Raw genomic sequence first — 13,314 nt, 5'->3', positions numbered from 1 at the left:
GCATAGTGGCCGAGCGTTCCGTCGTCGTCAAACTGCAGGCTCAGGTCGGTCAGTACGTCACCGATCTTGGCAAGGCGAAACAGTCCACCGATCAGCTGGCCAACGCGCAGGACAGGGCGAGCAGCAAGGCCACTGAGGCGGGGCGGAAGCACGAGGAGTCCTCCCAGAAGCAGGAGCAGTCCAGTAAGCGGACGGCCAACCAGCTCACCGCCGAGGCCGCTGCCATGCAGATGGCCGCCGACAAAGCCGGGCTAAAGTACCAAGCCGACGGCCGTCTGGTCGATTCCCAGGGCCGGGTGCTCTCCTCGTCGCAGGCTGCGGCCCATGGACTGGATAGCTTCTCTGATTCTGTCTACCTCACCGCTCTGGCGGCAGGCGAGGCTGCCCCTGCGGTAGAGAACGTAGAGACCCGGCTGGAGTCACTGGCCCGCAAAGCCAAGGATGTTGACGCCGCCGGGCAGGCGATGGTCGGCTTCGGCACCGTCACTATCGCTGGTCTCGGAGCCGTCAGCAAGGCCGCCATGGACTGGGAGTCCGCTTGGGCGGGCGTCACCAAAACCGTTGACGGCACCCCGGAACAGATGGCCGAGCTTGAGGCTGGTCTACGCGGTCTGGCTCGCGAGCTCCCGGCAACACATGCCGAGATTGCCGGCGTGGCCGAGGCGGCCGGCCAGCTGGGCGTCAAACGCGAGGACGTTCTCGGGTTCACGCGGACCATGATCGATCTGTCCGAAACGACCAACCTCACCGCCGACGAAGCGGCGACCGCGATCGCCCAGATCAGCAACGTCATGGGCACCATGGAGCGCGAAGGATCTCAGGGGATCGCCCGGTTCGGTGCCGCACTGGTGCTCCTGGGCAACAACGGCGCCAGCACGGAAAAAGAAATCGTCATGATGGCCCAGCGCATCGCCGGTGCAGCCAAGCTCGTTGGCGCGTCCGAGGCCGACCTGCTGGCCATGGCAAATGCAATGGCCTCCGTGGGTATCGAGGCGCAGCTGGGCGGCGGCGTGATGTCCCGCGTCATGCAGCGCATGTACGGCGACGTCATGACCGGCGGCGAGGGCCTGGACAATCTGGCCAAGATCGCCGGCACCACGTCCGCCCAGTTCGCGGAGGACTTCGGCAACGACCCGGTCCGCGCTGTGGACGCCGTCGTGCAGGGCCTGAACCGGGTCAAGGAATCCGGTAGCAACGTCATCTCGACCATGACCGATCTGGGCATCAAGGGCACGGAGGAGACCTCGGTCATTCTGCGGCTCGCAGGGGCCGGGACGATCCTGTCCGATTCCCTCGATCAGGGTGCACAGGCATGGGCAGCCAATACCGCCCTCGTGGAGGAAGCTGAGAAGCGGTACGCCACCACCGAGGCGCAGGTGCAGATGGCCTGGAACAGCATCAAGGATGCAGCCATCGACGCGGGCGCCGTCCTCCTGCCGATCATCTCAACCGTCGCCGAGGGGACTGCGACCCTCGCCAACGGCTTCGGGGCGTTGCCCGCTCCGGTGCAGGGCGTCGTAACCGTGCTTGGCGGCGTGGCTGGTGTCGCTGCCCTGGCTCTGGGTGGTTTCATCCTCCTCTTCCCGAAGGTCATGGACACCGTGGAGTCCTTTAAGAAGCTGCAGGAGCACTCCTCCGGTGCCGCGTCCGGGCTTACCAAGGTCGGCAAGGCTGCGGCCGTAGCTGGCGCTATCGCCGCGGTGGGTCTGGCCCTAGCCAAGGTTGTCGAAGCCAACTACATGGACGACATCGACACCGGCATGGGGCGGATCGCCGATGCCTTCGCTGACGTAACCGCCAAGGGCCCGGGGGCAGCCGATGCACTGGATCGGATCTTCCAGGACCGCGACGGTGGAAGCCTCATCAACAATGTGTCCGGGCTGGACGACGCCTTGGACCGCATGTTCAAGAAGTCCCCGGGCGAGAAGTTCAACGACTTCTCCGAGGGGATCATCAACGGGGTAACCGGCATCGACGGCTCATCTCAGATCCTCAAGGGTTCCTTTGACCGGATGGATCAGGGTCTCGCGACTCTGGTTTCCTCGGGCAACGCGGCAGATGCCGAGAAGGTATTCTCCAGCGTCACGCGGTGGGCCAAGGAGAACAAGGTTCCGCTAGATGAGGTTTCGGCCGCGTTCCCTCAGTACGGGGATGCGCTGGCCGCGGTGTCAGCTGAGCAGAAGTTGGCCGCCGCTGATGGAGATGAGCTGTCCGGGTCTCTGCAGGGTGTGGGGGAAGCGGCTTCCGAGTCAGTCCCTATGACCGAGGAAGCCGCGGAGGCACTGGAGGAAGTCGGCTTGGCAGCAGACGGCACCATCGCCAGCCTGGACAAGTACCTCGACTCCCTGTTCGCCGCCGGGCTGGCCGTCATGGACACCCGGGAAGCCACGTTCCAGTGGGCCGACACGCTGCGGGACATGGACGGACAGATCCAGGAAATCCTCAACTCGCAGAGCACCCTCGGGGCCGTGCTGGACGAGACCGGGACAAAGCTCAACATCAACACCGACGCCGGTAAGGGCGCCAACGAGATGCTGATTGGCATGGCCCGCGAGGGCCTGAGTGTCGCGCAGGTCATGGCCAATGACATGAACGTCTCCCTAGAGGAGGTCCAGGGACAACTCAGCAGCACCTACAACTCGCTGGTCCACACGGGTCAGGGCTTCGGCATGACAGAAGCTGACGCCATCAGCATGGCCCGGGAGGTCCTCCAGGTGCCGGACGATGTCTCCATTGAGTCGTGGATGAGTGACGAGGCTACCCGGCGGGCGCAGGCCCTCACCGGGGAGCTGAACAAGCTTGACGGGCGGGTGGTCCGAACCTACATCGAGACCACGGAAACCCTGTTCAAGAAAACCGTCCTGGGAGAGTCCCACGGCGGTGCAAAGCCCGGCGGCGGAGTGCTGCTCCCCGGTGGCGCGCTTGGTGGGCGGGTGGACGACATCATGACGGGTTACTGGTCCGGTGGCAGGCTACCTGGCCCTGCGCATCCCACCAAGAAAAAGGACAACCTTCTTGGCTTGGTGAACGGCAAGCCTGTCGGCCTGCAGGGAACCGAGTGGGTAATCAACCCTTTCAGCTCGAAGGAGTATGACACGGAGCTGGCCGCCATCAACGCCGGGACCTTCCCGAGGTCGGATAACTTCGCTCCAGCTGACCGGTTTGGCCGCACCTACACCGCGCCGCCGGCCGTGGCATCAGCCGCTGCCGGGCAGCGGGAGATGCACCTCGTGGGACAGCTTTACCTGGATTCTGGGGAACTGCTCGGCACCGTTCGTGGCATTGCAAAAGAAGAGGCAGGCCGCGTGGTCAGTTCCATTGATTCAGCTGTCACGCGGATACAGCGTGGCGGCAAGTATGCAGGGGGTATGTGATGGCTGTTCTCCAGGATGGGGACTTTGAGCTGGACGGGTACCTGTTCAGTGGGTCCCGGCGTCGCCCCCTGTACGTCCAGGGTGTGGGCCTATCCTCCTCTGGAGACCGCACCCAGGACGTGCTCAATCCTTTCGGTGAGGACGTTAATCAGGGGCGGGATTTCCGGGTCCCGCCCCTGTGGTCCTTTGGCCTTCGGGTCGGTCACGGCGGGGCGGAGTCCGCGCTGGCGGGCCTAGCAGCGCTAACCCGGGCGTGGAACAAGGTTGCGGCCGTCCCCGGCGCCGAGTCCGTCCTGCGGTACGCCATCGCAGGGCGGACCCGGCTGGTCTACGGCCGGGCTCGGGAACTGTTCCCGGACTTCTCCCAGGTGTTCGACCTGGGCCGAGTGGTGGCTACTGCCAAGTTCCAGACCAAGGACACGTGGTACTACGACGACACGCCGCAGCAGCTCACTGTTGGGCTGGTCCCGGTGAACTCCGGAGGCTTAAAAGCTCCGCTGCGTGCCCCGCTCAGGGCCTCTCCCGGTAGCTCTCGGCAGGGTCTCATCAGCATCGGTGGGGACGCCCCGGCGCCTGTGGAGGTGGTGTTCAAAGGGCCAGTCCTCAACCCCGTGGCCTCGTCCACTGGTTGGCAGATCGGCCTCAATGCCTCTCTGGCTTATGACCAGTCAGTGACCATCAACGCCCGGACGGGGACCGTGCTCCGCAACGACGGCGTCAGCCTGGCGGGATCTCTGACCCGCCGCACCTATCTCCCTGAGGCCCGGCTGCGGCCCGGAAGCCGGGAGATTGTTTTCGCTGGGACGGATCCCTCCGGCCTCTCGTCCTGCACCGTCCGCTGGCGCAACACATTTTTCAGCTTCTAAGGAGCACTCATGGCACTCGATTCTGTCCCCTGGTTTATCGGCGCGGAAGGCGCGGACCACTCGCCCGCCGTGGCCCGGATGCTCGCCTACGCGGCCACCAATGGCGCTACCGGCGTCATCTCCCCGGGGGACCTCAAGGTCACTGCCCTGCCTACCCCTGGGGCGTTTGTCCGCATCGCGCCGGGCGGGGCGGCCATCCTCAACCGTTATCCCGGCGCACCGAACCAGTCCTACACGGCTCGTAATGCCACCGCCACGGATGTGGAGGTCACGGCTACCGGGTCCAGCGGCGGTGCGACGAAGTACCTGATTCTGCGGGTGGATGACCCTGAGTTTGGCGGGGCAGCCCCGGCCAATCCGGCGGCGGGTCCCTACATCCGGCCGGTGTGGGTAACCTCCATCACCAACCTGGCGTATCCGTTTGTCCTGCTGTCCAAGCTGGTCCAGCCCGCCAACACGGCCACCATCACCAACGCCATGTTGACGGATCCCCGGCAGTTGGCCAACCCGCAGACGTTCCGCGATCTGGTGGTCCTCTCCGGGGGCGCCACCGTCGCGGACCTGACGAACGCGGCCTTTGTGCGCTGGCCGAATGTCACGGCGCCAATCGCTGTCCCGGAGTGGGCTACCCACGTCAAGGTACTGGCGCGTGTGGACGGTGCGGAGCAGCGGCTTGGCATTGTCTACGCCGAGGTTCAGCTCACCCTGGGCACATCCATGACGGGTCCGGTGATGCCAATTGACATCAATGCGGGGGCCTCCAGTTCCAACCCGGCCCGGGCGAACCTCGGGGTGACGATGTCCCAGAAGCTGCCGACCGCCTACCCGGGGACCACGCAGAACCTGGAATTGAAGGCGCGTCGTGCGAACGCGGGGACCGACCCGGGGTTCCTGCGGGCGGACACCAAGACCCATGTGCAGTTCGATGTCTGGTTCACTCAGGAGGCGGTGTAAGTGGCCGCCGGGTGGAGGTTCCTTGCCACCCGCCTGAACGGGGACGGCACCGAGACCTTCCTCTCCAATGACGTGCCGCTGCAGGGTTCCCAGCTCCGGGAGGACCTGTCCGGACCGGGCGGGATTACGGGCAGTATTGAGCCGGAAATCGCTCGGCTGCGTTCCCCTGCCGGCGAGCCGCTGTTCATGCCGTGGTCAACTGCGATCTATGCGGAGAAGGACGGGCATATTCGGGCGGGTGCGATCCTCGCAGACCTTACGGAGGATGGCCCGAAGCTCGCCCTGGACTGTGTTGGCTTCACCGGCTACCTGCAGGGCCAGCCGTACAAGGCGGATGGCTCGTGGGTTCAGGTCGATCCATTGGCCATGGCCCGGCACATCTGGGCGCACAAGCAGGGTCAGGCTGGGGGCAACCTCGGGATGGTCCTGGATTCGACCACCTCCCCGGTCAATATCGGGACCAAGGAGGAAGAGGTCAAGTTCACCACCGAGACCGGTGAAGAAGTGAACTTCCAGACCGGCCCGTACACCCTGCAGTGGTGGAAGGACCACGACCTCGGTAAGGCGTTCGATGATCTGGCCACGGAGACGCCGTTCGATTACCTGGTAGCGCATGCATGGTCAGGGGAAACGATCAGCCACCGGCTGAGGCTCGGCTACCCAACCATCGGCCGGCGGCGGGATGATCTGCGGTTCCAGGTTGGGGAGAACATCTTCGACACCCCGGAAATCATCTACGACGGCGACGAGTACGCCTCCGAAGTCGTGGTGCTGGGCGCTGGCGAGGGTCGCAAGATGATCCGCGGCGAGTTTTCCAGGACCACGGGCAGGCTGCAGCGCACCGTCGTCGTGACCGACAAAACCCTGCGGAACAAGAAGTCCGCCAACGCTGCCGCAACCCGGGAACTTTCGGCCCGGCTCGGGCATGAGGACATCGATTCTTTGACCGTGCTCGATCACCCGCACGCGCCCCTTGGCAGTTACGCACCGGGGGACGAAATCCTCATCCGATCCAAACATGGCTGGACCCAGGACGTAGAGCTATGGGTTCGGATCCTGTCCATCGTCACCGAACCCGAAAAGAACCACGCCATTCTGACTGTGGCGAGAGTAGAGAAGATGGGGTAACCGCTTTGGCAACACCTGTGGAACGTTTCGCCGCCCGGCTCATCAAGCTGGAGAACCATGTGAAAGGGCTGGCTACCGGACCACAGATGGCTTACTCCTCCCTCGAGGACGGCACCATCGAGGAGTACAACGGCAACGGGCAGCTTGTCTCCGTGATCGGCAAGCAGCCCGACGGAACGCATGGCGCGGTCGTGGTCTCCGGACCCAACCCGCCACGCCCTTCCCAAGCGGTGGTCTCCGGCGGGCCGGGGCTGCTGAACTTCGGGTGGGACGGGAACTTCGCGGACGAGGTCAGCGGGGAGACGGATATCACCATCCCCGCCCCGTTGGACTGGGCGCGCACCGAGGCGCACGCCAGCCCGGTGTCCGGGTTCCAGGCCGAGACCACCGCCACCCTCCTGGACACGCTGGAGTCCCCCCGGGGCGGCTCGCGCACCGCCATGCTGGAGCCGGGCGTCTGGTACGTCGTGCTCGTCTCCCGTGCCCTCAGCGGCAAGCGGTCGGTACAGTCGCGGGAGGTCACGGTCGAGGTCCTTCCCCGGGTGGGCTCGGACGTGGACGTTGATGCGCTGCGGGAGGAATTCCAGGCTGTTGACGCCGAGATGAACGCGGCCATCATCCGGAACAAGCAGGCGCAGGACACTCTCGCCGGTACAGTGGGCACGCTGCAGAACACCACTCTCCCCGCACTGGACTCCGGCCTGGCTCTGGCCAACGCCCGGCTGGCCAGCGCCCGCACCGAGCTGGACATGCTCACCGGAGTGGCCCCGCTGCCAGATGTCTACGCGCAGCACATCGCCTCCTACACGGCGGCGTTCCAGCGGGTGGACATCAAGAATCTGTTCGTCACCGGTGACTCCGCGCTAAATACCCTCACGGCGCAGCGCATTGCAGCGAACGTGGCGAGCTTCCTAAAGGTGACCACAGACCAGCTCATCGCGGGAAGCGCGCAGCTCGGGGAGGCGGTGGCCCGTAAGTTCGCCGCCGAGACCGGCGCGTTTATGAAGCTCTACGCCAACCAGGTGTTCATCGGCGCGGGCGGAAACCTCATACCGGATCCGGGTTTCCTGGACGCTGAGCTGAACAGCGGGCGCATGGCGCGGTCCTCCGGCACGTGGGCTCTGGTTCCCGGTACGGCCACGGAGCCGGCGGCTATGCAGCACGTCATGGCATCTACTAACGATGCCTTTCAGTTCTGGCCTAACACGCCCACCGCGGCCCGTCCAGCGGAGATGCTGTCTGTCACGCCGGGTCAGGTCTACAGCCTCTCGGTGGAGGTCACCACCACCGCAGTGGCTAACTGCCGGTGGAACGCCTACCTCCTCAAGGCGGACGGCACGGTGTCCTATACCGGCCTGACGACGCGGAGCGGGACCGGCCGGCGAAAGCTGGAGCAGGAGTACACCATACCGGCGGGCGTCGTCGGCATCGCTTTCGCCGTCGCGTGCCTAACCAATGGGGTCACTTTCACTGTCCACGGCAATGCCACGGCCACCGAGAAGGTCACCCCATCGCTGATCGTGGATGGATTCTTCCAGGGCCTGCGGGTCGTGGGTGCAAGCATCGAGACCAACTCCGCGGCTAACGTCGGCGTCAAGTTCACCGACGACGGCGTGACAGGCCATGGGCGCGGCACACTCATAGACCCGGGTGGTAAGTCTGTTTCCTATCGGACCCGCGCCATATTAACCCAGCGGGCTTCTCCCTTCGCCACGAACTCGAACGACCGCTGGCCAGGCCTGTGGTTTGAGGGCGAACGAGAAGACGGTGTGGGCACCGTGCCGAAGTGGTCCGCCGGACTCATGGCCGATACCGCCAATAGTGAGGGCCTTGTGCTCCGCAGCTCCCGCGCCACGGATCTGTCAGGACATACCGGCATGAGCGTCTCAACTGACGTCGCAAGCATGCTGGCGGCCAGTAACCGTGCCACACCCACAGCACAGCCAAGCCGCCAAACCATTCATTCCGTCCACCCAAATGGCTGGTACACCCAATCGCTGCAAGATGGCATCGGTGCTCTAGCCGAAGTTCGGCACGACGGCGACGGTGTGCTTAGGCTGGATGGCCGGAACGGCGTACTGGCCAACGGGGATCCTATCCGCGGAATAACGATCACGGAGTACACCTGCACTGGCAGCAAAGCGAACTTCGCCGCAGCGGATCAGGACATCTCCACCCCGGTCCGACAGGCCGGCTCCTCGACGGCAACCCTAACCACGCCCAGTACCGGAGCGCTGACCATCTTGGAACGGGGCATCTACGGGGTGGACTTCCAGATCGTCCTCTATACCAACTCCGGACTGACCACAGCCAAACCGACAACAGGCCGATCCTTCATCGACATCGCGGACGGCAACGACGTCGCGTACAGCCGAACCGGCATCCAAGTCGGTGAAGACCAAGGGACCGGGGCCATGGGCGGGAAACTCCTCGCGGCCGGCGCGAAGCTGAAATTCCGGTTCATACAAACGTCCGGCGGCCTCGCCTACTACCGGGCCACCATCCGACTCACCCGCTACTCATAGGGAGCAACAGCATGGCTGAAGCCAATACCCCCGCACGCGTGGTCTACGTGAACATCTCGCTGGACCCCCGCGACGGAACACAGGCGAACTCCAACGGCGCCATCACCGACCCGGAAATCCTGGCACAGGCCCTGGCAGTGCACGACTACCTCACGCATCGGGCACTCTACGGGGCCACAGCCTAAACCTCAGCACCACCATCAGCACCCCCGCATGGGTGCTTTTTTTGTACCCAAAACAAGGAGGGCACCCGTGCCTACTCACGTTTATCAACCAGTGAGGAACCCGCCGTCTTGGTGGGATCGCATGCTGGTTCACCCGATGGATACGACGGTTGCAGTGGTATCGCTGATTTTCGGCATCCTCGCAGCGGTTTCCCTGTTCACATCAGCCTTCACCCCGTCCAAGAGCATGGACCAGATGCCGCTACTCGTGGTCATCCTGGTGTCGTCTTTCCTTGCGGCCGGCGGCGTGCTGTCCGTTGTTGGCCTGAACTGGCACGGCGACGACGTCTCCACCGGGTGGGCGCTCGAACGCTTCGGGCTACTGCTCTCCGGAGGTGGATTCGTCGCCTACGCAATCAGTGTGTCCTGGCATTACCCGGAGTCCATATTCTCTTGGATCGTCCCCCTCATGCTTGGGCTGGGCGGGCTCCTCCGATTCGTGTCCGTCCTGATGATTGAGCGGCACACCCGCCGCACTATCGCCGAAGTGAAGGGCGAAATCCTTTGACCCCCGAACTCGTCGTGCCGATCATCGTGGCGCTCCTCGCCGCCCTCGGGGGGACGGGATTCTGGGGGTACCGGCAATCCCGCAAAGAGGCCCCCATTCGCCAGCGAGACGCGGACATTGCGGCTGCTGACCAGTCCGTGCAGATGGCCCTCGCTGTCGCGACCGCCGCCCGTGAAGACAACATCTCGCTCCGTGAGGACCTCAACAAGGAGCGCGGGGAGCGGCAGACACTAGCCGGACGCGTAGAGGGGCTAGAGACCCACGTCCGCGAGCAGGACCGAACGATCAGCGGCCTACGGGAAGCCCTCCGGGTCCTATCGAACGGTTGGGACGACCTGATCCAACGGTGGCACGTCCTCCGTCTCGACGACCGACCGCCGCCGAAACCGTCCATCAATATCGACTAGCTCAAGCCCCGCACTCCGGGGCTTTCTTTATGCCCAGGAGGCACTATGACCATCTTCGACCGCTGGCCTGTTGCCCTCGCAGACGGCGCATACATCAGCCAAGACTTCGGGGTGGAGAACACCTGGGAGAGTCCGCCCTGGCATAAAGGGATCGACATCGCCGCACCCGCCGGCACCCCCATCGTCGCACCCTGTGACGGGTTCGTCGTCTGGGCGTCGTTCGGAACATTCCCACCCGGCAACACCTGGGAAATGATCCCCTTCAACGGCGGCTCCGGAGGCTGCACCATCCTCCAGCCCTCCGCGCCCGGAGCATCAGCCATCCAAACCAGCTTCAGCCACCAGTCACGCATCGACGTGAAGCCCGGAGACTTTGTCCGGGCAGGCCAGATCATTGGGGCGGTCGGCTCCACCGGGAACAGCAGTGGACCACACACCCACTGGGAAGCGTTCATCGACTACGCCGAGGGCATCTACCCAGCAGGCACGTTCTACGGCCGCGTCAACCCCCGAGACTACTTCACAACATCCACCGTCATCGCCCTAGGCACAGGCGGCAAGGGCACAGTACCCGCCGGTGCCATCACTCCCGAGGAGGGAAACATGGCAGTACAAATCGAAGCACAGCAAGCCGAAGACATCGCCAAACGAGCAGCGGCCCTGGTGGTCGAGCAACTGAACAACCGGCTCCTCATCAACCCCGTGCAGGCAGAGTCCATCGTCGCCGCCACCACAGCCCGAACCATCGAAGGCGTGAAAGCCCAGGCAGACGGCAAGACCATCAACCGGCAGCAGGCAGACGACATCGCACAGGCCGCAGCCCGCTACAGCAAGGAGAAGTAGATGACCAGCAACGGACTCCAAACCCCTCAGCCTCTCGCAACGCAGGAAGCGAACCCGGGCCGGGCGGTGCTCCGCACCATCTTCGCCGCCGCGGTGGCACTGTTCCCACTCGTGAACGGCATCCTCGTGGCCGTCCAGGACTGGCTCACCGAGTACACGGACGTCATCCCCGCAGAGGTAACTCTCTGGGTGAACGGTGTCCTCGTGGCCGCCCTCGCGCTGCTTGCACTCGTGACCCGCGTCCTCGCCGTACCGGGTGTCAACGACTGGCTCCGGAAACACCTCGCTGTCCTGGCACCCGATTCCAAGGGCCGGCACGAAGCTTGAGAAACGAAGCGCCCCGCCCAGGAATGGGTGGGGCGCTTCCGGCGTTTAAGTCAGTGGCAGGTGAGAAGGTATCCGGCATGATTAAGGTCGACCTCGCAACCACCCCGCGCAACACCGTCTCCAACGTCGGACGGCCACCGGGGACAGTAACGCATGCCCTGTATGGGCGGGAGCCCTACGTACGCGTTCGCTTCCCGGACGGCAACGTGGTGGATGCCAAGGCGGCCGGGTGGACACGCAGCTACGTGCTGCTCCACTGGATGGACAGCGATAACCAGGCGCACAACGAATGGGTGCCGGCGAGGGCAGTGAGAAGAATCTCACGGGAAGATTCCAGCTGGCAGGATCCCTATGATGCCTTGGTTCCGGCAAAAGACTTTAGGAACGTTTCCGTCCCGTAAGCGTCCCTTCGGGCCAGAATTAGGGATTCGACGCACTGCTCAGAAGAACTGCTTCCCTTGATTCATAAGGGAATTCAGGTACCCCAGGTCGGACTCGAACCGACAACACACCGATTTTAAGTCGGTTGCCTCTGCCATTGGGCTACTGGGGCATGCCCCGGGACCCGGCGCCTGGGCGCCGGTGGTTTGGGGGCAAAGACAAGCCTACTTGAGCCGCGGGGAGCACAGGAAACGCCTTAACCGCCAACGGCGGCCGCCGGAGGAGTACTCCGTTGGCCGCCGTCGGATGGCAGGTCTGTGTTAAAGCTGCAGGTTACTTGCCGGCAGGCTTCTTGGCAGGCGTGGCTGCTTCGACGAACGCCTTGCGCGGGTTCTTCAGGTGCAGCAGCTGGGTGAAGTCGCGGCCGAACCAGAAGTTCGCGGCCCAGCCGGAAACAACCCGGAACTTACGCTCGAACATCGGCATTGCCATACCGTGGTAGCCACGGTGTGCCAGCCAGGCCGGGAAGCCCTTCATACCGAAGCCCATGATGTTGGCAACGCCCTTGTACTGGCCCATTCCGGCCACGGCACCGAGGTTCTTGTGGCGGTATTCCTTGACGGCACCCTGGCCGTAGCGGGACGCCAGCAGGTTCTTCGAGAGGCGCTTGGCCTGGCGGACGGCATGCTGGGCGTTCGGGACGCAGAAGCCTCCGACACCGCCGCCGGTCAGGTCGGGAACGGCGGAAACGTCGCCGGCGGCCCAGGCACCTTCGAGGGGACCGTCGTCGCCGGTGATCCGCAGTTCAGCGTTGGCGCGCACGCGGCCGCGGTCGTCAATCGGGAAATCGGTGCCGCGGACCATGGGGTTGGCCTGCACGCCGGCGGTCCAGATCAGGGTGTCGGCTTCAAATTCGCCGGCCGGGGACTTGTCCGCCATGTTGATCAGCTTCAGCAGGCCGCCTTCGGCACTGGCCAGGGACGTGTTCAGCAGTACCTCGATGCCGCGCTCACGCATGCTGGAGACAACCCACTCGGCCTGGTCGGGCTTGACCTCGGGCATCACGCGGCCCATGGCTTCGATCATCACGAAGCGGAGGTCTTCACGCTTGAGCCGGTTGTTCGCACGCACGGCGCCGCGGGCCATGTCTTCGATTTCGGTGATGGTTTCGATGCCGGCGAACCCGCCGCCCACCACAACGAAGGTCAGGGCACGGGCGCGTGCGGCCTGGTCTGTCATCAGGGATGCGGTCTCGATGCGCTCGAGCACCTTGTTACGCATCTCGACGGCTTCTTCGATGGTCTTCATCCCGATGCCGGCTTCGGCCAGGCCCGGGATCGGGAAGGTACGGGTCACGGAACCGGCGGAGAGAACCACGTCGCGGTAGCTGAGCTCGAACGGCTCACTGCCGTCTGCAGGTTCCACCGTGGCGGTGTGGGTCGCGTGGTTAATCGCGGTTACCTTGCCGGCGATCAGCTCGGAGTCCTTCAGGTGCATCCGGTGGGATACGACGGCGTTGCGGGCCTGGATGGTGCCGGCGGCCACTTCCGGCAGGAAGGGCTGGTAGGTCATGTACGGCAGCGGATCCACTACCGTAACGATCCCGCCATTGGCCTTGACCTTCTTTTGAAGGTTCTTGGCTACGTACAAACCGACGTAGCCACCGCCAACCACCAGGACGCGGGGACGATCAGAAAATTGTGTGTGCGATGCCATGGCACATATCCTACCCGACTTGTGAAAGTCTTCACGAAGTGTCCCGAACTCTGTTTCTGCC

Annotated in this window: 12 protein-coding genes and 1 tRNA gene; 11 read left to right on the top strand and 2 right to left on the bottom strand. The window is 64.3% G+C overall.

Going from position 1 to position 13,314, the window contains the following annotated elements; all coding sequences use genetic code 11:
- The first annotated feature begins 5 nt into the window (after window positions 1–5).
- The 11 genes from AL3_RS07620 (at window position 6) to AL3_RS07575 (ending at window position 11,557) form a co-directional block, all read left to right on the top strand.
- Entirely contained in the window at window positions 6–3,374 is a 3,369-nt protein-coding gene (locus tag AL3_RS07620) for a phage tail tape measure protein (RefSeq protein WP_066298830.1), read from the top strand.
- Window positions 3,374–4,240, top strand: a complete 867-nt coding sequence (locus tag AL3_RS07615; RefSeq protein WP_066298829.1) for a hypothetical protein — start codon at window positions 3,374–3,376, stop codon at window positions 4,238–4,240. The genes AL3_RS07620 and AL3_RS07615 overlap by 1 nt, the downstream gene beginning before the upstream one ends.
- A 9-nt stretch (window positions 4,241–4,249) precedes the next feature.
- On the top strand, window positions 4,250–5,194 hold the full coding sequence (locus tag AL3_RS07610; protein WP_066298827.1) for a hypothetical protein: 945 nt from the start codon (window positions 4,250–4,252) through the stop codon (window positions 5,192–5,194).
- A complete protein-coding gene (locus AL3_RS07605) occupies window positions 5,195–6,322 on the top strand; it encodes a hypothetical protein (protein WP_066298825.1) in 1,128 nt (375 codons plus the stop codon).
- A gap of 17 nt (window positions 6,323–6,339) precedes the next feature.
- Complete coding sequence (locus AL3_RS07600; protein ID WP_066298823.1) at window positions 6,340–8,847, top strand: hypothetical protein; 2,508 nt, start codon at window positions 6,340–6,342, stop codon at window positions 8,845–8,847.
- Window positions 8,848–8,858: 11 nt separating this feature from the next.
- Entirely contained in the window at window positions 8,859–9,032 is a 174-nt protein-coding gene (locus AL3_RS18360) for a hypothetical protein (protein WP_157075248.1), read from the top strand.
- Window positions 9,033–9,153: 121 nt separating this feature from the next.
- On the top strand, window positions 9,154–9,579 hold the full coding sequence (locus AL3_RS07595; protein ID WP_066298819.1) for a hypothetical protein: 426 nt from the start codon (window positions 9,154–9,156) through the stop codon (window positions 9,577–9,579).
- Window positions 9,576–9,986: a hypothetical protein gene (locus tag AL3_RS07590; protein WP_066298817.1), complete on the top strand. Its 411-nt coding sequence runs from the start codon at window positions 9,576–9,578 to the stop codon at window positions 9,984–9,986. The genes AL3_RS07595 and AL3_RS07590 overlap by 4 nt, the downstream gene beginning before the upstream one ends.
- Window positions 9,987–10,031: 45 nt before the next feature.
- Entirely contained in the window at window positions 10,032–10,829 is a 798-nt protein-coding gene (locus tag AL3_RS07585; RefSeq protein WP_066298815.1) for a M23 family metallopeptidase, read from the top strand.
- On the top strand, window positions 10,830–11,156 hold the full coding sequence (locus AL3_RS07580) for a hypothetical protein (RefSeq protein WP_066298813.1): 327 nt from the start codon (window positions 10,830–10,832) through the stop codon (window positions 11,154–11,156).
- Window positions 11,157–11,233: 77 nt separating this feature from the next.
- Window positions 11,234–11,557, top strand: coding sequence for a hypothetical protein (locus AL3_RS07575; RefSeq protein WP_151724013.1), 324 nt, complete (start codon window positions 11,234–11,236; stop codon window positions 11,555–11,557).
- Window positions 11,558–11,636: 79 nt separating this feature from the next.
- Here the strand turns inward: AL3_RS07575 and AL3_RS07570 are convergent.
- Together AL3_RS07570 and AL3_RS07565 are read right to left on the bottom strand one after the other, a co-directional pair.
- A tRNA-Leu gene (locus AL3_RS07570) sits at window positions 11,637–11,709 on the bottom strand.
- Between the two features lie 161 nt (window positions 11,710–11,870).
- Window positions 11,871–13,253: an NAD(P)/FAD-dependent oxidoreductase gene (locus AL3_RS07565; protein WP_066298810.1), complete on the bottom strand. Its 1,383-nt coding sequence runs from the start codon at window positions 13,251–13,253 to the stop codon at window positions 11,871–11,873.
- Window positions 13,254–13,314: the final 61 nt, after the last annotated feature.

It is taken from the genome of Arthrobacter luteolus NBRC 107841 (assembly GCF_001552075.1).
GTDB classification, from domain to species: Bacteria; Actinomycetota; Actinomycetes; order Actinomycetales; family Micrococcaceae; genus Arthrobacter_B; species Arthrobacter_B luteolus.
The sequence above is the reverse complement of the archived record's forward strand: the minus strand, read 5'-3'. Positions and strand labels throughout refer to the sequence as shown.

Coding starts and splice junctions, on each gene's coding strand:
- AL3_RS07580 (WP_066298813.1), top strand. CDS start 10,830: ATGACCAGCAACGGACTCCAAACCCCTCAGCCTCTCGCAACGCAGGAA.
- AL3_RS07615 (WP_066298829.1), top strand. CDS start 3,374: ATGGCTGTTCTCCAGGATGGGGACTTTGAGCTGGACGGGTACCTGTTC.
- AL3_RS07575 (WP_151724013.1), top strand. CDS start 11,234: ATGATTAAGGTCGACCTCGCAACCACCCCGCGCAACACCGTCTCCAAC.
- AL3_RS07595 (WP_066298819.1), top strand. CDS start 9,154: ATGCTGGTTCACCCGATGGATACGACGGTTGCAGTGGTATCGCTGATT.
- AL3_RS07585 (WP_066298815.1), top strand. CDS start 10,032: ATGACCATCTTCGACCGCTGGCCTGTTGCCCTCGCAGACGGCGCATAC.
- AL3_RS18360 (WP_157075248.1), top strand. CDS start 8,859: ATGGCTGAAGCCAATACCCCCGCACGCGTGGTCTACGTGAACATCTCG.
- AL3_RS07610 (WP_066298827.1), top strand. CDS start 4,250: ATGGCACTCGATTCTGTCCCCTGGTTTATCGGCGCGGAAGGCGCGGAC.
- AL3_RS07565 (WP_066298810.1), bottom strand. CDS start 13,253: ATGGCATCGCACACACAATTTTCTGATCGTCCCCGCGTCCTGGTGGTT.